Raw genomic sequence first — 23,981 nt, forward strand, 5'->3', positions numbered from 1 at the left:
ACTGAAGCTTTCGAAGGCCGTTTTGACCTGGCCCTTTTCGATCCACTCACCGGTCAAGGGATTTTCGCTATCGCATTCCAGCACGAACATGCGGTGCTGGAAAGTACCTTTGGCGACCTTATCCGTTCCGGCAGCGGCGAAATAGATATACCAGCGTCCTTGGACGAAATGGATTTCCGGCGCCCAGATCAGGCTGCTCATCGGGCCTGTTGCGTGCGCCTGCCAGACGCTGGCGCGCTCCCCGTCTTCCAGTCCGTCCAGGCTTTTCGCCCGGCGCACTTCAATTTCCTGATAGCCCGGCACCGAGCCAGTGAAATAATAGTACCCGTCCGTATGTTTGTAGACCCAGGGATCCGCTCTTTCGATCACGATCGGGTTTTTGTATGTTGTCATAGCCTTAACCAAAGCATCCACCTCTTTATTCTTTTACTCTAATCTCCTGTTGTTTTGATACCGAACAGAACTTCCCCTTCATCGGACATCCCTGAAAAAGTCGTTGTTTCGCCTCCCTTGACTTCATCCCATTGTCTGATGAAGTACCCCTTGTATTCGTTGAAATTCAGGACCAGACTGGATTCATTCGGCAGTTCTGAACCTTTCCAATAGCCGCCACCTTGCCCGTATGCCAGGTGCGATGCTGTCAAAGTCAGCTCGAGTTCTTCTTCGTATTCGGCATCAATTGCGTTATCCATTTTATAGAAAGTGTAATCTCCTGCTATTTCCTCTGACTCCAGAGGCTGGAGTGACTCTCCAGCGTACCGTAATGGCGTGATAAGCGGCCATCCGTCCGAATTGAAGAACAACTGATGCACCCGCACTTCGTTTTGCTCCCCTTTGTTGGGGAAACGCGCATGAAAGATGATATAGTACTTGTTTGCCGCTTCATCATAGTAGGCTGAATTGTGTCCAGGCGACACATAGCCACCGACCGGGATATCCTGTTCATTCATGATTTCAAAATTGCCGATAAGTTTAGTTCCGTAATTTTCTATTGCCTCATCATCGAAGAAGCTGCCTTCTTCACCTTTGGCATCGATCATCGCATTTCCATTTGCGTCCTCATACGGCCCATCGGGATTCTTGGAGCGCGCGACCCGTATGTTATAGCCGCCGGTTGCGTCCAAACCGCCGAACGACAAGAACAAGTAATAATATTCCGTGTCTTTGTTGTAAAGGATATATGGGGCTTCAATCCTACTGTGGTTGCCGCCTAATAATTTTTTCCCATAACCTTGATTTTCTTTGGGAAAGCCTGTTGCGGAGTCCATTTCAAGAATGAAAATCCCGCCTGAATAGGAGCCGTAAACCATCCAAAGCCTGTCTTCCTCATCGTAAAAGACATGGGGATCAATGACATTCGGCTCTTCTGTCGCGTCGAATGTTTCCCCGGTTACACTCTTGGTGCCCGATGTCAAAAAGATACCTTTATCCTCATATGGCCCTTCAATCGAATCCGCTACAGCCACTCCCAAAGTCGACAGCGGGCTGCTGCCCTCACAGGAGCAATAATAAAGATAATATTTTCCGTCCTTCAGTTGCGTGATATCGCTCGCCCAGAGTGTATCCGTTCTGGAATAGTCGAAGCTTTCCGCCAATGAAACATTGACGTCCTTAAACAAGTTGCTTGAAGACACACTGGTCGACAATTGCTCCCAGTTCATCAAGTCAGGGCTCTTCGCAAAAGCCAGATGCGAACCGATGACATAATAGTGATCGTCTGCATAGATGATGGACGGGTCATGGACTGCAGCTTCCTGAAAATCTTGATTCAGACTGACATTCTGGTTCGACTCACTATTCGAATCTTCCATCTCACCCCCGCAGCCGGCCAACAAAACCGCGGCTGTCAAACCAAAAAGTATCTTTTTCCGCAAAAGTACAACCCCACCTTTCTTTTCTCTATTAGAGTGACATTTGATTTGCCAATCGGATCGCTTTATTGCGTGATTGGTAGATGACGAACAGCACCGAATAGATGATGATGCCGATAACATCTAGAGTGACTACCGAGAAAAGCAATAATCCGCCCAACCAAAAGACCACTCTTTTTTGGATCTGATTATTCCGCATGCGACGCACAATGATGAGATTGAATACGCCTATGATCAACTGCAGAATCCCATACCCGACTGCAATGGTGTAGACGGAGTCGATCAAAGAACCATCGAAATTGATGTCGGCTGACATGCCGGAAGACAGTGCCCCGATTCCGGATGTCTTGATCCACGTTGCATATCCGAGTATCGTTACCATTCCGTTGATGAGATTCCAGATGGCGCCGCCTCTTAACAGATTTCTTTCCAAAGTCCTTTTCATCTTTTAACACCCCGTTACTTAATACCTACATTCAGATTCAATGAATCAATGAAATACTTTTGCGCAAACACGAACAGCAGCACGGTCGGAATCATCGCGATTACCGCAGCCGACATCAATTGTCCGATCATTACGTAATTGCCGTACAGGTCCTGCAGCAATTGTAGCCCTGCGGTAATCGTCATTTTTTTGACGTCACTCAAGACGATGGTTGGCCAGAGGAAGTCATTCCAGGAACCGACGAAAGAAAACATCCCTGCAACAATCAGAACCGGTTTGACCAAAGGCAAGATGATGTTTTTGTAAATCACGAAATCCGAAGCGCCATCCATTCTTGCGGATTCATCGTATTCCGCCGGGATATTCTGCATGAATTGACGGACCAAGAAAACATTGCCGACTCCGCCCAAACCAGGGATGATGACTGCCAAGTAGGTATTCACCCAACCAAGCGAATCGACTATTTTATAAGAAGGAATGATATTCACAGCTGACGGGAACATCGAGATGGCAAGTACGCCATAGAACAAAGCATCCCGCCCTTTGAAATTGACCCTTGTGTAGCCGAATGCAGCCAGCGAGACGACCACCACAACCAGCAAGGCGTGCGTTGTCGAAACGAACAGGGAGTTGAAGAACCAGGTGATGATTGGTGCACTGGATGTATTCTGCAGAAGCTTCAGATAATTAGTGACAATCCAGTTGGCTGGGAACATCCGGAAACCCACTTCCATGATGTCGCCTTGGGATTTGAAAGAAGTGAACAGCCCAAAAAGTGCCGGGAACAGCCAGACAAGCGCCAACAGAATCAGGAAAGCATACGCCAAATATTTGGAAACATTGTTTTTTTTCATGTATTTCACCCCTTCGATCTTTTCGTCATGACATAGAATTGCAGGGCTGATACTGCGAGAATGACCAATCCCAATAAGACGGCCATCGCTGAAGCCATACCCGCAACGGATTCACCCGATCCAAATGCCAGATTGCGGATATACATCATCAGTACCGTGGTGGACTGATTCGGTCCCCCGTTCGTTGCCATCAAAGGTTGAACGTACACGTTGAAAGCCCCGGCAGTGGACATGACGAATGTGTAGAATAATGGAAAACGGATGGAAGGAAGCGTAATGCTGATGAATTTCCTGATTGCACCCGCTCCATCGATTTCGGCGGCTTCATAGAGGTCTTCCGACACGCCCGCCATCGCGGAACGGTAGATGATCAGATTGCCGCCTATCGCTCCCCACATCGACATCACGAAAATGACGATCCAAGCATAAGGCTGTTGCGCTGTCCAAACGATATCGGAATTGACCAAGTTATTCATCGGACCCAATCTCGGATTAAAGATCAAAAGCCAAATCAGAGCACCCGCTGAAGCGGAAACCAGCCCAGGAACATAAAAGATAGCCTGGAACAGACCTTTGAATTTAAGGCCTTTGTGCTGCATGACGGTCGCGATCAACAACGGGAAGAGAATTTGGAACGGAATCGTGTAGAGCACAAAGAGCAAGGTGTTTTTCAGACCATTCCGGAATTGGAAGTAGAAAGTCGAATCCTGATCCAACAGAATCGTCTTATAATTGTTCAAGCCTACCCAAGTCTGGTCGGAAATCAAGTTCCACTGTGTGAATGAAGAATAAATACCGTAAACGATCGGCAAAAGTACAAATACAAAGAACAAAATCAAGTGTGGACCAATGAAGTACAGAAATTGAAAGCTTTTTTTCTTGTTGCCTTTAGCGTTGGTGTTTGTTGATACAGCTTCAGATGTTTGCATATTATCTTCCTTTCAAAAAAATTCATACAGCGATTCTGATTAAGAACGCCGTATGAATTTTTTTAATTACTTCCTTCTCATACTTTAGCGTTCAGCAAATCAGCTGGCATTTTCAGCAATCAAGTCTTCGACTGTTTTTTGCGCTTGATCTAGGCCCTCATCGATTGTGATGTTGCCGTAGATCATATCGGATAGAACAGTTCCCAAGGCCGATTCAACATAGCTGTAATATTTGTAGTCAAAAATGTAGGAAGCTTCCTTCTCAACATCAGAGCTAGTGAAGAAAGATTGCGGATACTGCTGATACTCTTCGCTCTCGAATACTTCTTTACTTGCTACGATTTGACCAGCACCTGCCCAGTCGATTGAGTTTTCACGCATCCAGCTCAAGAAATCAGCGATTCCCTGCTCTTTTTCATCTGTTCTGTCTTCGTTGTTCAACAATGAGAACAAGTGGGCAGAAGAACGGTTCGTGAACTTGTCAGGTGTAACAGAATAGATGTTGGTCACGCCGAAGTTCAAACCTTCAACGGAACCATGTGCTGTTGATGTCCAGGTTCCGTCAGTCGAGAACAATACATCGCCCGCTTGGAACATTGCGTAGCCATCTTCTCCGTAAGGTGACATCAGGCCGGCATCCGCAACAGATTTCAATTGTTCCACTACTGAACGCATCGCATCCGTGTTGATAGTAGGATTTCCGGCTTCATCAGAAATATCACCACCCGCATTGACGACATTCGCCAATGTTACCCATTCGATCAAGGCGTTGTTGATTGCATACTGGCCTTCATCCAATTTTCCATCCAATGATAGGATTTCCTCAATCGTTACCACATCGTCATCCAAGAAAGTATTGACATCATATTTATCCAATAAATCGGTATTGTAGTACATCGCATTTCCGTGGATATCCAATGGAACTGTGTACTGGGTCCCCTCATAATTCCCGGCATTCCAGGCAACTTCCAGGTAGTTGTCCGCAGACAGATCGGTATTTGTTGCCATCAGGCCTTCGACCGGCTCCAGCATATCCAAATCAGCAAATTGAGGAACACGGTCGGCATGAATCAGCGTCAAATCTGGGATATCTTTACCTGAGTTCATGACTGTATAAATTTTGGTGTACATATCCGCAGTGATGACGCTTTCTACAGGGAATTCAGGATCTGTTTCGTTGTATTCTGCCACCAAAGCGTCCATGTAGGCACCATCGTCCCCGGTCAAGGGATTCCAGAATGTAATCGTATTTGCGTTACCGCAACCTGCCAATAAGGTGATTCCGGCTAAAGTCGCTGCTGATAAGAATTTTCTGTGTGCGTTTTTCATTTTATTTCCTCCATTTATTTGATTTTCAATCTGACAACATTCCAGGATAGCGGTTTCAAAATAGTCGAAAATGTTCCATCTTTCAATACTGCATCCGACTTTTCTTGCAATTTGACCAAATCATGATCGGTTGCGTTCGTATCTTTTTTATCGTATCCGGCCAGCTCCGTTGCCTCTATAATGCTTTCCAGTCCAAATCCTTCTTCTTCAAAAGTAAACGCAATTTCTCTGTCTTCGGATCTGTTTACTGCAAAGATAACCAGTTCACCTGTTTCATCATTGTGCACCGCAATCGTTTCTATATAAGGCACTTCAGCGAAGTCCTTCGATTGATACGTTTCCGATTCAACGCGTGGATTCAGCACAACTCCTCTTCCATAGTTGGATACTTGCATAAAAGGATAGAAGATGGTTTGTTTCCAAGTGTCTCCATTTTTCTCGGTCATGATCGGAGCTATGACATTCACCAATTGGGCCAAGCAAGCGATTTTTACGCGATCTGCATTTTTCAATAGTGTAATCAGCAAGCAACCTACCATAAGGGCATCTTCAAAATTGTAGATATCTTCCAAAAGCGGCGGTGCAATTTGCCAAGGTTCCAATTCCTTGTCCTGATCATTGGAGTGATACCAGACGTTCCATTCATCAAACGAAAGATTGATCTGCTTCTCACTGCCTTTTTTTACCTTAACGAAATCACAGATGGAAACCACAGTCTTGATGAAACGATCCATGTCCAAGGATTGCGCTAAATAATTACCTATGTCATTATCCTTGTTTCCGTAGTAACAATGCAGAGAAAGGTAGTCAACATAGTCATAAGTATGTTCCAGAACGATCCGTTCCCAATCACCGAAAGTCGGCATTTTGCTTGTCGAACTCCCACAAACAACCAATTCAATGCTGTCATCGACCAACTTCATCGCCTTGGCGGTTTCCGCAGCCAATCGTCCGTACTCTTCCGCAGTCTTGTGTCCGATTTGCCACGGACCATCCATTTCATTTCCGAGCGACCACGTTTTGATGCCAAAAGGTTCCGCTGATCCATTTTGCTTGCGCAGCTCGCTCCAATAGGTTCCACTTTCAAAATTGCAGTATTCCAAACATTCCACTGCTTCCTGAATACCGCGCGTTCCCAAATTGACCGCCATGTTGACTTCAGCATTGACTTCTTTTGCCCATTTGGCGAATTCGTGGATACCAACCTGGTTCGTCTCCAGCGAGCGCCATGCCAAATCCAATTTTTTCGGACGCTCTTCTTTCGGACCGATGCCATCTTCCCACTTGTATCCCGAAACAAAATTCCCGCCTGGGTATCGGATCAGCGGTACGTTCAATTCCGCCACCACTTCTTTCACATCTTTCCGGAACCCGTCTGCGTCAGCACTTTCGTGATCCGGCTCATAGATGCCCTCGTAGACGGCCCTTCCCAAATGTTCAATGAATGATCCGTACAATCGTTTGTCTACCCTACTGATGGTATTATGCCTATCAATCGTCAGCTTCGCTTTCATTTGTCCTCCTTACCAACTTAATTAACATAAAAGTTAACTAAAATTAATAATATTAACTTATGAGATAATAATAACTAACCTTGCAAACGTTGTCAACATTATTTGTGTTACTTTTTCGAAATTATTCATTATTTAATTAACACTTTTGTTAATCATGTCCAAAATCGTCATCAAGACTGTTGTTACGCTTTCTTTTTTTTATTTTATGTCCTTACACAATTCTTTTTGTTAACTTCAAGAGTAATGTAAACTCCTCTATTGACAGAAGAGTGATAAACTTTTATATTAATCATATAGAGTAATGAACACCATCATTAACTAAAATAAAAACGAGGTGAGCTTATGCAATTGGACATATCTGAATCATCTTTGGCTGTTTTTGAGGTTTTGGCCAGCGATGTCCGCCTGAAGATCATCCAAATATTATCCAGGCAAAAAATGAATGTGAAGGATTTAGCGCTTGAGCTTAATCTCAGCAGTGCCATCATATCAAAACACATCAAAAAACTTGAAGCTGTAGGCATCATCAAAACAGAAAAGATCCCTGGGGTATCCGGCATGCAAAAAGTGTCCATCCTGAAGGTTGATCACATCGACATCAATTTCCCTAAAAAAATCTATCACTCCTTCGAAACTTTTGATACTGCCATTCCGATTGGGCACTATACCGATTACCATGTTACGCCGACTTGCGGGCTGGCTAACTCAAAAGACTTCATTGGACAGGTCGATGAACCTAAATATTTCATGGACTCCGGCAGGATGGATGCCAGTATTCTTTGGTTCACAGCAGGTTATGTGGAATACAAAACGCCGAATTTCCTGACACCGGATGATACGTTGGAACAGATCGATATCAGTATGGAACTCAGTTCGGAATTTCCTTTCTCTAATGACGTTTGGCCGTCCGACATCACTTTCACCCTGAACGGTACCGAATTGGGCACTTGGACAAGCCCCGGTGACTTTGCCGACACACGCGGAAAGCTGAATCCAGCTTGGTGGCCTTCGAATCTGAACCAATACGGTTTGCTGAAAACGCTAAGAGTAACCCATCACGGCACTTATATGGATGGAGATCCGCTTTCCCAAGTCAGCATCTCCGACCTGAACAAGTCATCCGAAACATGGGAAATCCGTATTGAAGTGAAACCTGATGCGAAAAACGTCGGAGGCGTGACTTTGTTCGGCAAGAAATTCGGAAATCATGACCAGGACATCAATTTCAAAGCCTACTACTCCTGACAAGCATAGGAAAAGCTGCAGCCACTCCTTCTGAGTGGATCGCAGCTTTTTTGGCTTCCCCCGATTCACAGAGGCGCACAGCGGCAAGCGGAGGATGGCCAGTGGCGGAAGGTCTCTGCTCTGGCGAAGCCGCGCTTGCCGGAGAACGGCGGTAACTTGCGGCCGCAACTCCGTCGAGCCCCCGTTCATCGGAGAACGCACCCCTGAATGTAGTCCGAACGCCGGTGAAGCATGTGTTCACCGGCGTTCGGGGATCATTTGCCTCTATCTGATCCGTTTGACCGGATCAACCAACATTTCCGATACAAGTTAGTCTGGACAGTAAGAAAAGCTGAACGGGTTCGTTCAGCCCTGAAAGAAATTTAGGAAATCTGTCCGACTGAGCATCGAAGAGCGCAATAGGACAGATTTATCTAATTTCAAAAATTTTATACTTTCCTAGTATACGGACAAAAAAGCGGTGGCCGTCTCAATTTTCGAGACGGCCACCGTTTTTTTGTTCATCCATTTAAGAAATCTATTTTGCGAATTTAGCTTGGTAGGCTGCAACCACTTTTTCAGTAGTGAAGCCATACTCAGCCATCACCGTGTTGCCGTTGCCGCTTGCGCCGTACGTGTCGATGCCGTAAGCCAGTCCGTCCAGACCGACATAACGTTCCCAACCGAAGGTCGCGCCCATTTCGATGGACATGCGGTTGCGGACTGCGCCAGGCAAGACAGTCTCTTTGTAGGCTGCATCCTGGGCTTCGAAAAGATCGAAACTCGGCATGGAAACGACAGACACGTCCACTCCGGCTTCACGCAATTGTTTTTGCGCTTCCACAGCCAGGTTCACTTCCGAACCGGTCGCGATCAGGATACCTGCAGGTGTTTCGCCTTGTTGCGGAGAAAGCACGTAAGCGCCTTTCTTCACACCTTCGCGGGCCATCTCTTTGGTACCTTCCAAAACAGGCAAGTTTTGGCGTGTCAAAACCAACATCGTTGGTTTGTCAGCTGAAGATACGGCGATTTCCCACGCAGCGCTGACTTCGTTGCCGTCGGCCGGACGCAGCACCGTCAAGTTCGGCATGCCGCGGTAGCTGGACAAGTGTTCAACAGGTTCATGCGTCGGGCCATCTTCGCCGACCGCGATTGAATCGTGCGTCATCACGTAAGTGCCTGGAAGATGCGAAATGGCAGCCAAACGCATCGCTGGACGCAGGTAATCCGTGAAGACGAAGAAGGTTCCGACATAGGTTCTTGTGCCGCCGTGCAGCACGATCCCGTTCATGATGGCAGCCATCGCGAATTCGCGCACACCGTACCAGATGTTGCGGCCGGCATAGTTGCCCGGCTCAAAGTCAGTTGCAGACTTGATCATTGTATTGTTTGAAGACGACAAGTCAGCTGATCCGCCCCAGAAATAAGGTACGGCTTCACCCAATGCTTGGATAGCTTCAGCACTGGTCACACGGCTTGCTTTGGCTGCGCTGCCTACTTCATAAGTCGGCAACTTATCTTGCCAGCCTTCAGGCAATTTGTTAGCCATGGCGTCTTCGAATTGTTGTGCTAATTCCGGATAAGCCGCTTTGTACTCACTGAACATTGCTGTCCATGCAGCTTCAGCCTGTTGGCCTTCTTCGACCATTTTTTCATTGAAACGTGCCGTCACTTCAGCCGGTACAGAGAATGCTTCAGCAGATGAACCGTATGCCGCTTTCGCGAAGGCAACGCCTTCAGCTCCCAATGGAGCGCCATGCACTTTATGTGTTCCAGCATCCGGGGCCCCAAAGCCGATGATGGTTTTGATTTCGATCAAAGTCGGTTTTTCGGTTTCGGCTTTCGCTTCTTCGATGGCTTTCGAGATGGCTTCCAGATCGTTGCCGTCCTTCACCAAGATATGTTGCCAACCGTAGGCTTCGAAACGGGCAGCGACATCTTCCGTGAAGGATTTGGAAGTCGGTCCATCCAATGAGATATCGTTGGAGTCATACAAACCGATCAGTTTGCCCAATTTCAGGTGGCCAGCCAAACTGGCTGCTTCATGGGAGATGCCTTCCATCAGATCGCCGTCACCGTTCAGGAAGTACGTGTAGTGATCCACAACCGGGAAGTTTTCTTTGTTGTAGGTAGCAGCCAAATGTGCTTCAGCCATCGCGAAACCGACCGCATTCGCGATCCCTTGCCCTAAAGGACCCGTCGTCGCTTCCACGCCGTCCGTGTCATGCACTTCCGGGTGTCCAGGTGTCTTGCTGCCGAATTGACGGAAGTTTTTCACGTCATCCAAGCTTACGTTGAACCCGGACAGGTGCAACAAGCTGTACAACATGGAAGAACCATGTCCCGCGGATAATACGAAACGGTCGCGGTCTGCCCATAAACTGTTCTTAGGGTTGACTTTCAAATGTTTTGTCCAAAGCGCGTAGGCCATCGGAGCGGCTCCCATAGGCAAGCCTGGATGTCCTGAATTGGCCTTCTGTACTGCGTCTATGCTAAGTGTACGTACTGCATTAACTGCTAACTCATCAATTTGATCAAACATTTTTTTCCTCCTCAAGATAGTGAATCTAGTATTGAACTCCTAAACGAACACACAACCTGAACTATGCCGGCTTCCCTTGAACGATTCCGTTCGATGGTCGGCCAACCGTTATAATCAAGATTTAATCTTATTATAACATATTTCGGGTCGGTTTATATCTGTTTATTAACTTAGATATGCATCAATAATGGATTATCAATCCGACAGTTTAACCAATCGCTCAATGTCGGCTTCCTTGCGTCTGTTCTCTTCCAATACTGTCAATTTCCTTTTCAACTGACGATAAGCGTACATCATAGGAACAGCCGCCCCGAACCAGGCTACAGGATTGGCAAAGGCGACTGCCTGATATCCTAAGAGACCGGACAATCCTAACGGAACGATGACGCGTGCCACCATTTCCATAACACCCCCAAAAGTAGGCGCCGCATTGTCCCCAACACCTTGCAGCGTATAACGCAAAATAATCAAGGTCGTCAGCACAAGATAGAAACTGGCCGTGGCAATAAAATAGGTTTGCGCATATGCCAATACGGACGGATCATTTTGGCCGAATAACAGCCTAATCAGATCCGTGCCGTACAACAAAAGCACTGCTCCCAACAGTATGCTGTAGGCAAAAGACAGCATCAGACTGATACGTGCGCCTGCCCAAATCCGCGAATACAACCCAGCTCCGTAGTTTTGGGCTGCAAAGGTTGCCATCGCGATACCTATGGAAGCTATCGGCAGTGTCGCCATGATGTCCAGTTTTTGGGCGATGGCGTACCCGCCTACCGCATCCGGACCAAAGCCATTCAGACTTTTCTGCAATACAATCGAACCGATTGCAATGATGGATGCCTGTAGACCGATCGGGAGCGAAATTTTCAACGGTAAGGCGAATTCCCCAGTCTGCATGCGCCAATCTTCTCTGGAAAAGCGCAGAATCGCCATTTTCTTGCGAATGTAAACGAAACAGAGAAAACTGGCGAACAATTGTGCAGCAACTGTTGCTAGCGCTGCTCCTGCAACCCCCATTGAAAACCAGACAATGAAAACATAATCCAATGCCACATTCAAAATGGAAGATATCACCAGGATGACCAGAGGCAGTTTGCTGTCACCCAACGAACGCAGGATATTACTCAACAAATTGAATACCATGATCGCCACCGAACCCCACATCAAGGTCAAAAAGTAGGCTTCGGCTTCCTTGCTTATTTCTGCCGGCGTATCCATGAACAGCAGGATGTCTTCAGCGAGCCAAACGCTCAGGATGGTTATCAGGACAGTCATGAAAAGCGTAATCCAAACGCTTATCGTGATGCTCTTGCGGATCCGTTCCTCATTTTTCGTGCCAAAACGTTGCGCTATGACAATCCCCAAACCCGAAGTGACCCCGATCCCGAACCCATGGATAAAAAAGAGCACCCCACCGACTGATCCGATGGCCGCCAGTCCGTCCACACCCAATGTTCTGCCGATGATGATCGTATCCGCCAAACTGTACATTTGTTGGAATATATTCCCTATCAGCATCGGAACCGAGAACAGCACAAGCAGCTTGGCAGGACTTCCGGCCGTCATATCTTTCGTCATCCTCCACCTCCCTCTGTCGCTTGCATGTCTTACTGGTTTATAGTATACCAGAGATGTACGAACAAATTAACAAAAATGTATAAATTGTACCTACAAAAATTATTTTTTACACATTTGGCTTGTTTACGAATCCACTGTCGGTGAGTATTTTTTCGCACAGCGAGTGGCTCAGATAACTTGACTCTGTCGAAACGGGGTTTGTATGTTCCTTGATTCCAGCGACAAATGAAGCAATCAACGGTTCGAATCCTCGCTTGCGGAGTGTTCCTTCCCAATCGCCAAAAGTAACTTGCTGCTTGCCATTTTTTTGTTCGATGGTCATATCGGTCAAATTCAGGACGCGCACAATCCCTTCAGGACTTTGTACTTCCATGACTTCCTGATTGGCCCCGGCTTCATAGTTCATAGAGACGAAACAGGTGGTGCTTTTTGTCTCGAGCATCAGCCAGAGCCGTTTCAATTCCCCTTCGTTTTCGACCAGATGCGATTGCGTCGAAACAATTTCATCATCCAACAGATACAAAGCGGTATCCGCGATATGGATGAACAGATCGTAGACGGCGAAGCGGACGGCTTCAACATTCTTCACGCGATCCTTCTGAATCAGGATCATCTTTTTGTCAGGAATCTCTTTCAGTCGTTCCACCATCGGAGCAAATCGGCGATTGAACCCGGTTGTAAGCAACAGACCTTTGGCGTCCGCCAGCTCAATCAATTCCTTTGTTTCTTCCAGATCATCACTGATGGGCTTGTCCACATAGACCGAAATGCCACGCTCCAGTAACTGGCGGATGATTTGCGCGTGGGCAACGGTAGCCACATGCACAAAGGCAGCCTCGATTCCGCTGTCCAACCATTCCTCAATAGAAGTATATAAATGTTGGAAGCCAAATTTTTTCCCCACAGCATTCAGTGTCTCCTTATTTCTGGAACACAGATGCCATTCCACCTGATCCTGCATCCCGACCATAACCGGCAAATATGCTTTTTGCGCAATGTTCCCTAAACCGATGATTCCAATCTTCATAAATAATCGCCTCCAAACCTGTTTGTTCTTTTTATACCATAATACCGTTGCAAATTCTCGCTAAATAGCGGAAATAATCACGAAATAATAAAAATATATATTTTTCATTGAAATCGATTGCATTCCTGTTCCTTGTTTTGTATAATCTCATTATAAGTTATGTATAGACATAGAAAAGAGGTTGTTTAGATGAAATATGAATTTCCTGCAGGTTTTTGGTGGGGATCGGCAGCAAGCGGACCGCAGACTGAGGGCACGATCCCTGGAGACGGCAAGGGAGAAAACATCTGGGATCATTGGTACAAGCAGAATCCTGAGCTGTTCTTCAATCAGGATGGGCCCGAAGATACATCCTACGTATACAATCGCTACAAAGAAGATATCGCACTCATGAAAAAAACGGGACACACCAGCTTCCGTACCTCCATCCAATGGAGTCGTTTGATTCCGGACGGAGTCGGCGCAGTGAATCAGGAAGCAGTGGCGTTCTACAACAGCTATATCGATGAGCTGTTGGCTAATGGCATCGAGCCTTTCATGAATCTTTATCACTTTGATATGCCGTTGTCATTACAACAGAAAGGAGGCTGGGAAAGCAAAGAGGTCGTGGACGCCTACGCGGATTACGCACGCACCTGCTTCGAACTGTTCGGCGACCGCGTGAAAAAATGGTTCACTCATAATGAACCGATTGTTCCGGTCGAAGGCGGTTATCTCTACCAATTCCATTACCCTAGTGTCGTGGATATGAAAAAAGCCGTTCAAGTCGCTTACCACGAAACCTTGGCAAGCGCGAAGGCCATCAAAATTTATCATGAAATGAACCTTGACGGACAAATCGGCATCATCCTCAATCTGACGCCAAGTTATCCGCGCAACGAGAATGATCCTGAAGACGTCAAGGCAGCCCGTCTCGCTGATGCCTTCTTCAACCGCTCCTTCTTGGATCCTGCCATCAAAGGCACCTTCCCTGAAGATTTGGTCGAATTGCTGAAGGAATTGGACTACTTACCGGAATATACGCAAGAAGAATTGGAACTCATCAAACATAATACCATCGATATTTTGGGGATCAATTACTATCAGCCAAGACGCATCATGAAAAAAGAAAGTACGACGCGCCTGTCGGATAAACCGATGCCGGATGATTATTTCGATAATTACATTTGGCCGGAACGCAAAATGAATCCGTACCGCGGGTGGGAAATCTATGAGAAAGGCATTTACGATTGCCTGATCAACGTCCGTGACAATTACGGAAACCTGCCCTGTTTCATTTCCGAAAACGGAATGGGCGTGGAAGGCGAAGAGCGCTTCGTCAACGCGGATGGTATGATCGAAGATGATTACCGTATTGAATTTGTCCAAGATCATCTCAAATATGTCCATCAAGCGCTGCAGGAAGGATGCAACGTGAAAGGCTACCACATGTGGACGTGCATGGATAACTGGTCCTGGACCAACGCTTACAAAAACCGTTACGGGTTCATTGCGGTGGATCTGGCGGAAGAAGGAAAACGCACAATCAAGAAAAGTGGTTACTGGTTCAAAGAAATTTCAGATAATAATGGTTTTGACGCATAAGTTTTCTAAGAGAGGAATATGACTAATGAATAATTTTATTGATAATTTAGCCGAAAAATTGACTCCACTTGCCGGCAAGCTCGGCTCAAACAGATATTTGTCAGTATTGCGTGACGCTTTTATGCTTTCTTTCCCGCTGACGATGTTCGGGTCCATCGTAGTGGTGTTGAACAACCTACCGTTCTGGAGTGACGACATGAAAGGAACACTCGGCGGCTTATTCGGCAATGGTCAAAATGCTACGATGTCCATCATGACCATCTTCATCACGTTTGGGATCGGGTATTACCTGACTCGCTCCTATGACGAGGACGGTATCTTCGGAGGGGCTGTTTCACTAGCTTCTTACTTGATTTTGACACCATTCAACTTCACAACAGCAGAAGGTGTTGAAGTCAGCGGTGCCCTTTCTTTGGATCGCTTAGGTGCCAAAGGGATGTTCATCGGCATGTTGGCTGCTTTTATCGCAGCTGAGGTCTATGTCCGCATCACCAAAAAAGGCATCGTCATCAAAATGCCTGAAGGTGTTCCTGATGCCGTTGCCCGCTCATTCGCTGCCCTGATTCCGGCAATTTCTACGCTTACCGTTTTCCTGCTGCTTAGTGCATTGGTTTCTGGCGTGTTCACGACAAACTTGCATGATGTGGTCTACACTGTCATCCAAAAACCACTTGTCGGATTGGGAAGCAGTTTGCCTGCAACTCTGATTTCTTTGTTCTTTATCCAAATCCTATGGTTCTTCGGACTACACGGTCAAATCATCGTCAACTCCGTCATGGATCCAATCTGGAACACTTTGGCTTTGGAAAATCTGGATGCTTTTAAAGCCGGCGAAGCCTTACCGCACATCATCACAAAACCTTTCATGGAGACATTCACTGTCGGCCTCGGCGGTTCCGGCATGACACTGATGGTAGTCATCTTGATGGCTTTCGTCATGAAGAGCAGACAAATGAAGGATATCGGTCGTCTGGCTATCGGACCTGGCTTGTTCAACGTAAACGAACCCGTCATCTTTGGTTTGCCGATTGTATTGAACGCATCCATCGCTATCCCTTGGATTTTGACACCACTGATCGTAACGACTGTCAACTACTTGTCGATGGCATCCGGTTTGTTCCCTACTCCAACCGGCGTGACGGTTCCTTGGACTGTTCCGTTGTTCTTCAGCGGCATGATGGCCACAAACTCTATCATGGGCGGCGTACTGCAATTGATTGACGTCGCAATCGTCGGAGTGCTGTGGTATCCATTCCTGAAAGTTGTCGATAAAGCGAATTTGGCAATGACTGTTGAGGAAACTGCATAAGCCGTTTCTGGCTTATTAATGAGATGGCCCGAAGCAGTGCGCTTCGGGCCTTTTCCTTACCTTGATTGATCGAATGTAAAGGTTGCCTTGTTTCAAGTCTAGCCATTACGGTATAATGGATGTTGAAATCGTTTAATTTTGGGAGGTTCAGCAGTCATGAAAAAATACGAAGAAATCGCGGATGAACTGCGCCGCCGCATCGCTGAAGGCGAGTATGCGGAAGATGAAATGCTCCCCGACCAAATCGCTCTGGCGGAAGAGTTCGGCGTCAGCCGCATGACCTTAAAAAAAGCCATCGATATGATCGCAATGGAGGGACTGATCTTCCGCAAACGGGGTGTCGGCACCTTTGTCATCAAGAGCGCTCTGTGGAATAGCGGAGATTCCAAAGCGGATGAGTACGCTGGTCTATCCAAACAGTTTCCGAATAAAACCGTAAAAAGCAAAATCATCCTTTTTGACATCCTGTTCCCTCCAAAAAACATCCAATCCGTGTTGATGTTGGAGGATAATCAGCCTGTCTACCATCTGCGGCGTCTGAGGATCATCGATGACAAACCCTATATACTGGAAAACACCTACTTTGTGGCCGGACTGGTGAAGGACCTGACGGAAGACATTATCCATCGTTCCATCTACGACCATATCCGCGACACCTTAAAGCTGAAAATCGGCGGTGCCTACAGGAAAATCCATGCCGACCGCTCCAAAGAACTGGATTGGGAAGAACTCGAGTGCGATCAACATACTCCGATCCTGGAAGTGGAGCAGGTCGTCTACTTGACTAACGGAACGCCATTCGAGTACTCGACATCCCGCAGTCGCTTCGATACACGTTCCTACACCATCACCGACATCATCAAACAATAAGAAAAGAGGGAAAACATGCAAGAGCCATTGTTCATCCAACCTGTCCTGCAAGAAAAAATCTGGGGCGGCACCAAACTGCGCGACATCTACGGGTACGACATCCCCAGCGAACATACCGGGGAATGCTGGGCAATCAGTGCCCATCCCGACGGAACCGGAGCTGTGGAAAACGGCACCTACGCCGGCACCAAACTGGATGTCCTCTACGTGGAGCATCCTGAACTGTTCGAAAATCCGACTTCGCCCGTCTTCCCGTTGCTGACAAAAATCATCGATGCTGCTGAGGCTTTATCCGTCCAAGTGCATCCCGATGATGCTTATGGACTGAAGCATGAAGGCGAGCTCGGGAAAACCGAATGTTGGTACATCATCGATGCTGATGAAGATGCCGAAATCATCTACGGACACAACGCCCACACAAAAGAGCAGTTTTCCGAAATGATTGCGGAAGGCAACTGGGAGGGGCTGCTGCGCCACGTCAAGGTAAAAAATGGCGACTTCTTCTTCGTTCCGAGCGGCACCATCCATGCGATCGGTGGCGGCATCACAATCCTGGAAACGCAGCAGAGCAGCAACACGACGTACCGCGTCTACGACTTCGACCGCAAGGACGATCAGGGCAACACGCGCGACCTGCACATCCAGCAATCGATTGATGTGTCGATGATCCCACACAAGGACCCATCGAACCACTTCGAAACCAACACATTCGACGGCAATACTGTCACGACTTTCATCGAAAGCGATTATTTTACTGTCCATAAATGGGAGATCCTATCGGAAATGGTCTTCAAGAAAACCGCTCCCTACACGTTGGCAAGCGTCATCGAAGGCAGCGGCAGCCTGACTGTCGCCGGAAAAGTCTATCCGTTGCACAAAGGCGACCACTTCATCCTGCCTGCGACGGTTACAGCTTGGTCGCTGTCCGGCAGCATGGAACTGATTGCCTCGACACCCGGCCCGAAAAACAGCTAAAAAACGCGAGGCCGGCTCATCATCCAATGAGCCGGCCTCTTTTGTTTGTTTTTGAAGCCCTCTCAACAGCTGGTCGTCTATCAAATACGGCTATCTGTAACTTTCTCCTCCGGCGAAGCAAACTTTAACGGGAGCTGGGAAAAAATGCGATTATACGCACGCATCCGGTCAGCGGGCGCACCAAAAAGGCTGCCTCTTATTTCGAGACAGCCCCCGTGTCTGTTAGTTACTCAAATGGATACACAAGGCCCCAGTCTTCACGGACCTTATCCATGACTTCCAGAACATCCAAAGTGTAAGTGAGTGTTTCGTTTGTTGCTCCCTTGAGGATGAGCTCGCTGAAATCAGCAACTTCATAATTCAATGCTTGAGCAGACTCTCCGGCTTCAATGATTGTTTCTTCGCCGTCAAAAGAAGTGAATACGGCTTTTGTCGGCCTTGGATAGTCCATGATCGTCAAGAATCCCTTCTCGAAGGCAACAACGCCTTGTTTCGGCATTTTCGCCCGGAAGGTCAAGGATACCGTCGCAAGTTCCGTTTCATCGTTGCGCAAAATGATGGCCGAAGACTCATCCACGCCGGATTCGTGCAGTTTACCCATCGTCATGATTTCAGTTGGCTTGCTGGTCATGAAATTACGCACGAATGATAAGGCGTATGTGCCGATGTCGAACAAAGCCCCACCCGCCAAGTCTTTATTGAAATAATAAACGGATGGATCGGTGTCCTTGAAACTGCCGAAAGAGGCTTGAATCATCTTCAATGGACCTAAGTCGCTCTCTGCTATCCACTCTTTCAACTTGCGGTAAAGCGGCATATGATAAATGGTCATGGCTTCAGCCAAATAGAGCCCCTTTTCTTCAGCCAATTGGACAAGTTCATCCAACTGCACTTTGTTTACTGTGATGACTTTCTCGCAAAGGACATGCTTGCCGGCTTCCAGACTTGCCTTGATCCATTGATGATGATGACTGTGCGGCAAGGCGATATAAATGACATCGACTGCATCATCCGCCAATAGCTCCATATAATCGTCATAGTAGGTGGGAATGCCATACTGTTCCGCAAATCCCTGTGCCTTTTCCTTCGATCGGGAAGCCACCGCGATCAATTCTGCATTGTCCGCTTGGAAATGAGAAGCGAATTCCGTTGCGATAGTCCCTGTTCCAAGTATTGCCCATCTGATTTTCATACGATACACTCTCCCCTTCTTTTTCGGCCTGTTCGATTGGTGTTTACTCTTTCATCTCATTAGCTAAGATGATTGCACCTGTGATGCCGGCATCATCGCCCAAACCTGGCAAGACGAGGTAATCATCGACAGCAGGGACCGGCACATAATCGGCAAGCAGTTCCGTAAATTTCGCTTTGATGTTATCAAGCATACCAGGCACCTTCATAACGCCGCCACCCAACACGATGCGCTCCGGACGCAGAATGACCGTGTAAGCTTCCAAGGCTTGCCCGATGTAGTAAGCGATGTAATCCCAGACCGCATCGGTAGGCTCAACGTCCTTACCGGCTTTCCCCAGACGGCCATCGATTGAAGGCCCGGCAGCCATGCCCTCCAGGCAATTGCCGTGGTATGGGCAGAAACCTTCATAATGATCATGTTCGTGCGGACGCACCAGAATATGACCCATCTCCGGATGCCCGATGCCTTCCAGTATTTTTCCATCGACGATTGCGCCGGCACCCACACCCGTACCGATCGTGATGTACATGATATTCTTCATCCCTTTTGCAGCACCCAAAGCGGATTCACCCAGGGCAGCACCGTTCACGTCAGTAGTCCAGCCCATCGGCACATCGTAACGCGCCTTCATGGCACCCAAGAAGTCAAAATCTTTCCAGGCTAACTTTGGTGTAGAAAGGATGTGGCCATACGTTTCCGAGTCTTTGTTGACGTCGATCGGCCCAAAGGAACCGATTCCGATTGCAGCTAAATCAAAACGATCAAAAAAAGCAAATACCTGCTCCAGTGTTTCTTCCGGCGTAGTCGTCGGGAAAGCGATCCGCTCCAACAACTCATTTCTTTCATTTCCGACAGCGCATACAAATTTTGTTCCGCCTGCCTCAATTCCACCTACTAGCATAAATTTATCACTCCAATTGATTAGTTTTCGCGTGCGTCGCTACCACCGGATTCGGCTTCCTGCCCGTCCGATTTGTCCTGAAACAGCTATCCCGCACCTCCTCTCATTATACCGTTTTCAGGCGCCAGAATCTTGTTTTTCCGGCAATTTTTTGACGAAATTATGTACTTCTCCAGTAGTGAACCTCGGGGTTAAGTAAATTTTTACTTAATTATCAGAATATTTTACCATTTCTGTTGATTTAATATATTCAAACGCTTACAATAAAAAGTGACCGTAAATAAAATACCAATTAAAATATAGCGGATTGTTGTATCTGCTCAAAAAAGCGAACACGAGAGGGGAAACAAAATGAAAGTATCTGAAGCAATAATCGGGCAAGCCTACGGAAAGGATGTCGTAGCCTACACCTTGACGAATCCCAACGGCGTCTCCCTTACGGCAATGACCTTCGGCGCTACCATAACGGAACTTTTGATGCCGGACAAAAACGGAAAGATTGAGAATGTGATTTTGGCGATGGATTCCTTGGACGATTATGTGACGCATCGCCCGTATTACGGAGCCACTATCGGCCGGATTGCCGGACGCATCACCAGAGGCTCCTTCACTTTGGACGGAACACCGCATCAATTGGTCGTGAATGAGGGCGCCAATCAACTCCACGGTGGCCCCACAGGCTTGGACACACATGTTTGGGATGCGGAAATCGAGGCATCCGCCGATGAAGCCAGCATCCATTTCACGACTACCGATGCGGACGGCACAAACGGATATCCAGGGACACTTTCGGTAACGGTCAGCTACACGCTCACTGCCGAGAACGAATGGAAAATCAATTATCGGGCGACAACCGACCAGCCGACTTTATTCAACCCGACCAATCATGTCTATTTCAACCTGAGCGGGGACATCAACAAACCGATTCTGCAGCACGATCTGCAACTGAACAGCGCGGTTTTTGCCGAATTGGGTGATGAAAATCTTCCTACCGGGGCCTTGCTGCCGGCGGAAGGGACCCCTTTTGATTTCCGCAATGGGGGAAAACTTGCGGTTGCCGCTGAACAGAGCCACCCACAGACCCAAAAAGTCGCCGGTTTCGATCATCCATTCTTGCTGCAGCATGATGCTGGAAAACCTGATGCGATCCTCAGCGATGCAGAATCCGGCCGAAGCGTCAAAATGTATACGGATCAGGATTGCGTCGTGATCTTTATGCACAACGCTGCCATCGATAAGTACACAATCGCAGGCAGCCCGGTCATCCAGTACGCAGGCATCACCTTGGAGACGCAGGCCTTGCCTGATGCCATCAACCAAGAAGGCTTCGGCGATATTGTACTCCGACCGGGTGAAGTCTATTCGGCTGAAACGATCTACAAGTTTGAAGTGTAGGAGTGATTGTTGAAAAAAGAAGGTGGACCGTAAATCATCCGGATGATTTACGGTCCACCTTCTTTTTCTCATGTGATAGTGGCATAAAACCCGGCGAGGGCGGGTTCACCGGGAAATTTTAGCCTGAGAGGATCCGATTTTCCGGTGGAGGTTGCCTTATCGGGAAATCGCAGAAGATTGGAGTCCGATTTCCCGGCGAGAGTCCCCTCACCGGGAAATTTTAGCCTTTCGCATGCCCTGTGCTGTCTCCGGCATCTTTTTAGTTCTGAACATCCGTAATGGATTTTCGGCCTGTCAACGTTGTCTTCGGCTTCAGTTCCACAATCACAACACCCGCCAGAATCAACGTATCTCAGGCTTTTTCATTTTATATTCCCTTATGGACGTATACCCTTACCGCATACTTTTCCAATCTGACTTGTCCATCTTCTTTCCGCTGCGTAAGCATGTCTTCGAGTCCGAAAGGCAAAAGGATCGTCTGTTCCTCTTCCGTAAAGTTCATCACGAATACGTATACTTCCTCATCAGCAGTCCGTACTTGCACAGAAACGCCCTTCTCATGTTCAATCGCAAAAGGTGCCCCGATTCCTGCTTCTTCGGTAATTTCCCTGTAAAGCATTTCATGAAACGCTTGTTCTGTGCGGGCGCCTATCACGTAGGTTCGGCCTTTTCCAAAGCTATGTCTCGTCACAGCTGGCGTATCCTTATAAAAATCATCCTGATAGGTCGCAAGCACTTCGCCATCCGTTACTTTAATCAAAGCAGCGTAATCTTTGACTTCAAAAGTCTGCCCGTCATAAGTTATCCGATTGCTATCGGATGGATAAAGAGTGTCCGTTTCTCCCAATTTCACTCCGCAAATTTCCTGCATGATTTCCGGCCAGCCGCCTAAATAAGTCAAATCATTTTCATCCACAATACCTGTGATGTATGTGGTCACCAACGTTCCGCCTTTAGCCACGAAGTCTTTCAAACGTTCCTGCAAAGCTATAGGCAACATATACAGCATCGGTGCCACCAGCACTTTATAGTTCGAAAAATCTTGTTTCTCGGTGATCACGTCCACAGGAATATCCTGTTCCCAGAAATAGCGGTAATGTTCTTGCGCCGTTTGCGGATAGCGCAGGGTTTCCTTGCTGAAGCCCTGAATTTCTTGAAGAGCCCAATGATTGTCCCAATCATAAAGGACAGCCACTTCTGCCTCACGGAAGCTGCCGGCAACAGGTTGGAGTCGTTCCAGCACGTTCCCTACCTCCGTCACATCCTGGAAGACACGATTGTTTGGATCACGGTCATGATCCACTACCGCACCATGTAATTTTTCTGATGACCCACGTGATTTTCGCCATTGGAAATATAGAATGCTGTCCGATCCGTGCGCAAGCATCTGCACGGATGACAAGAGATGCATCCCCGGACGCTTCGTTTTGTTTACGCCATGCCAATTTACTCCGCTGGGGGTTGATTCCATCAAGAGGAAGGGCTGTTGTTTCAACGACCGATACAAGTCATCGACAAACCCGACCCGCATCGCCAAATCGGCTGTCGTGACGCCCTCTTTATGCCAAGCCGGATAGGCATCCCAACTGATGACGTCGACATGTTCAGCAAATTTGCTGTAATCCAAGGCTTGGAATGGAATCAGCTCGTCGGTATCCGCCATAAAATTGACCGTGATCGGCACATCAGGAGTCAATTCTCGTAAGGGTCTCGCTTCATTTTCGTAGAAATCGATCGTCTGGTCCGTGACAAAACGTCGCCAATCGAGAACCAAGCCGTGCATCTCATGCTCTCCTAAAGGCGAAGGCGATTCGATTTCATCCCACGCTTGGTAACGATGGCTCCAGAAGCTGGTCCACCAAGCTTGGTTCAGTTTTTCCAAATCATTTCCGTATTTCTCTTTCAGCCAGCCGCGGAATGCAGTTTGGCATAGGTCGCAATGGCATTCCCCACCGTACTCGTTCGAAACATGCCACATCAATAAAGCCGGATGATGCCCATATCGTTCAGCCAATTTCCGGTTCATTTGGGCCGTCTTTTCACGGTAGATAGGTGCTGTGAAACAATGATTGTGCCGCCTTCCCTGAAGTTCCTGCTCCCGTTTGCTTGTGACCCGGCGGATTTCCGGATATTTTTTTGCCATCCAGCTTGGTTTTGCCCCGCTTGGGGTGGCCAAAATGATGTTGCCGCCATTGTTATGGATTTTTTCAAAAAGATCATCCAGCCAAGCAAAATCATATTCGCCTTCACGCGGCTCCAATGCGCTCCATGCAAATATCCCTAATGAAAAGGTGTTTGTTTTGGAGAGACGCATAAACTCCAAATCTTCCGCCAGTATATCCGGTCGATTCAGCCATTGATCCGGATTGTAATCACCACCATGAAGAAATTGTTTCTTCTTGGTGACGTATTTTCTCATTGTCATAGTCGAAAACT

19 protein-coding genes are annotated in these 23,981 nt (G+C 47.5%); 6 read left to right on the forward strand and 13 right to left on the reverse strand.

Annotation, left to right across the window (positions count from 1 at the left end; translation table 11 throughout):
- The 7 genes from ACTCCX_RS07660 to arfA form a co-directional block, all read right to left on the reverse strand.
- Window positions 1-393: family 43 glycosylhydrolase (locus tag ACTCCX_RS07660; RefSeq protein WP_463275497.1), on the reverse strand; the 393-nt coding region annotated here is incomplete at its 3' end.
- Between the two features lie 38 nt (window positions 394-431).
- Window positions 432-1,874, reverse strand: a complete 1,443-nt coding sequence (locus ACTCCX_RS07665) for a glycoside hydrolase family 43 protein (RefSeq protein WP_463275448.1) — start codon at window positions 1,872-1,874, stop codon at window positions 432-434.
- A 28-nt stretch (window positions 1,875-1,902) separates the two neighbouring features.
- Window positions 1,903-2,316 carry a hypothetical protein gene (locus ACTCCX_RS07670; protein WP_463275449.1) on the reverse strand — a complete coding sequence of 138 codons (414 nt, stop codon included), beginning with the start codon at window positions 2,314-2,316 and terminating at the stop codon, window positions 1,903-1,905.
- A gap of 14 nt (window positions 2,317-2,330) precedes the next feature.
- Window positions 2,331-3,170 carry a carbohydrate ABC transporter permease gene (locus ACTCCX_RS07675; protein ID WP_463275450.1) on the reverse strand — a complete coding sequence of 280 codons (840 nt, stop codon included), beginning with the start codon at window positions 3,168-3,170 and terminating at the stop codon, window positions 2,331-2,333.
- 5 nt (window positions 3,171-3,175) lie between these two features.
- Window positions 3,176-4,099, reverse strand: coding sequence for a carbohydrate ABC transporter permease (locus ACTCCX_RS07680; protein ID WP_463275451.1), 924 nt, complete (start codon window positions 4,097-4,099; stop codon window positions 3,176-3,178).
- A 99-nt stretch (window positions 4,100-4,198) separates the two neighbouring features.
- Entirely contained in the window at window positions 4,199-5,428 is a 1,230-nt protein-coding gene (locus tag ACTCCX_RS07685; protein ID WP_463275452.1) for an extracellular solute-binding protein, read from the reverse strand.
- 14 nt (window positions 5,429-5,442) lie between these two features.
- Window positions 5,443-6,942, reverse strand: coding sequence for an arabinosylfuranosidase ArfA (gene arfA, locus ACTCCX_RS07690; RefSeq protein WP_463275453.1), 1,500 nt, complete (start codon window positions 6,940-6,942; stop codon window positions 5,443-5,445).
- A 342-nt stretch (window positions 6,943-7,284) separates the two neighbouring features.
- On the opposite strand from arfA, the gene ACTCCX_RS07695 reads away from it, so the two are divergent.
- Window positions 7,285-8,187 carry an ArsR/SmtB family transcription factor gene (locus tag ACTCCX_RS07695; protein ID WP_463275454.1) on the forward strand — a complete coding sequence of 301 codons (903 nt, stop codon included), beginning with the start codon at window positions 7,285-7,287 and terminating at the stop codon, window positions 8,185-8,187.
- Between the two features lie 517 nt (window positions 8,188-8,704).
- Here the strand turns inward: ACTCCX_RS07695 and tkt are convergent.
- The 3 genes from tkt to ACTCCX_RS07710 all read right to left on the reverse strand — a co-directional run bounded on the left by tkt (window position 8,705) and on the right by ACTCCX_RS07710 (window position 13,316).
- Window positions 8,705-10,708 (reverse strand): transketolase, encoded by a 2,004-nt coding sequence (gene tkt, locus ACTCCX_RS07700; protein ID WP_463275455.1) that lies wholly within the window; start codon window positions 10,706-10,708, stop codon window positions 8,705-8,707.
- Window positions 10,709-10,903: 195 nt separating this feature from the next.
- Complete coding sequence (locus tag ACTCCX_RS07705; protein ID WP_463275456.1) at window positions 10,904-12,289, reverse strand: MATE family efflux transporter; 1,386 nt, start codon at window positions 12,287-12,289, stop codon at window positions 10,904-10,906.
- A 106-nt stretch (window positions 12,290-12,395) separates the two neighbouring features.
- On the reverse strand, window positions 12,396-13,316 hold the full coding sequence (locus ACTCCX_RS07710; RefSeq protein ID WP_463275457.1) for a Gfo/Idh/MocA family protein: 921 nt from the start codon (window positions 13,314-13,316) through the stop codon (window positions 12,396-12,398).
- Between the two features lie 189 nt (window positions 13,317-13,505).
- On the opposite strand from ACTCCX_RS07710, the gene ACTCCX_RS07715 reads away from it, so the two are divergent.
- The 4 genes from ACTCCX_RS07715 to manA all read left to right on the forward strand — a co-directional run bounded on the left by ACTCCX_RS07715 (window position 13,506) and on the right by manA (window position 18,054).
- Window positions 13,506-14,900: a glycoside hydrolase family 1 protein gene (locus ACTCCX_RS07715; protein ID WP_463275458.1), complete on the forward strand. Its 1,395-nt coding sequence runs from the start codon at window positions 13,506-13,508 to the stop codon at window positions 14,898-14,900.
- 25 nt (window positions 14,901-14,925) lie between these two features.
- Window positions 14,926-16,209 (forward strand): PTS cellobiose transporter subunit IIC, encoded by a 1,284-nt coding sequence (celB, locus tag ACTCCX_RS07720; protein ID WP_463275459.1) that lies wholly within the window; start codon window positions 14,926-14,928, stop codon window positions 16,207-16,209.
- Window positions 16,210-16,365: 156 nt separating this feature from the next.
- Window positions 16,366-17,079: a GntR family transcriptional regulator gene (locus ACTCCX_RS07725; protein WP_463275460.1), complete on the forward strand. Its 714-nt coding sequence runs from the start codon at window positions 16,366-16,368 to the stop codon at window positions 17,077-17,079.
- Between the two features lie 15 nt (window positions 17,080-17,094).
- The gene (manA, locus tag ACTCCX_RS07730; RefSeq protein WP_463275461.1) at window positions 17,095-18,054 is read left to right on the forward strand and encodes a mannose-6-phosphate isomerase, class I; all 960 of its coding nucleotides are present in this window, start codon (window positions 17,095-17,097) and stop codon (window positions 18,052-18,054) included.
- A 226-nt stretch (window positions 18,055-18,280) separates the two neighbouring features.
- Here manA and ACTCCX_RS07735 read toward each other — a convergent pair whose 3' ends face one another.
- Window positions 18,281-19,246, reverse strand: coding sequence for a Gfo/Idh/MocA family protein (locus ACTCCX_RS07735; RefSeq protein WP_463275462.1), 966 nt, complete (start codon window positions 19,244-19,246; stop codon window positions 18,281-18,283).
- A 43-nt stretch (window positions 19,247-19,289) separates the two neighbouring features.
- Entirely contained in the window at window positions 19,290-20,150 is an 861-nt protein-coding gene (locus tag ACTCCX_RS07740; RefSeq protein ID WP_463275463.1) for an ROK family protein, read from the reverse strand.
- 351 nt (window positions 20,151-20,501) lie between these two features.
- Between ACTCCX_RS07740 and ACTCCX_RS07745 the strand changes: the two genes are divergently transcribed.
- Window positions 20,502-21,545 carry an aldose epimerase family protein gene (locus ACTCCX_RS07745; RefSeq protein ID WP_463275464.1) on the forward strand — a complete coding sequence of 348 codons (1,044 nt, stop codon included), beginning with the start codon at window positions 20,502-20,504 and terminating at the stop codon, window positions 21,543-21,545.
- Window positions 21,546-21,912: 367 nt separating this feature from the next.
- Here ACTCCX_RS07745 and ACTCCX_RS07750 read toward each other — a convergent pair whose 3' ends face one another.
- Window positions 21,913-23,964, reverse strand: a complete 2,052-nt coding sequence (locus ACTCCX_RS07750) for a beta-galactosidase (RefSeq protein WP_463275498.1) — start codon at window positions 23,962-23,964, stop codon at window positions 21,913-21,915.
- Window positions 23,965-23,981: the final 17 nt, after the last annotated feature.

This window comes from Trichococcus sp. (assembly GCF_055118575.1).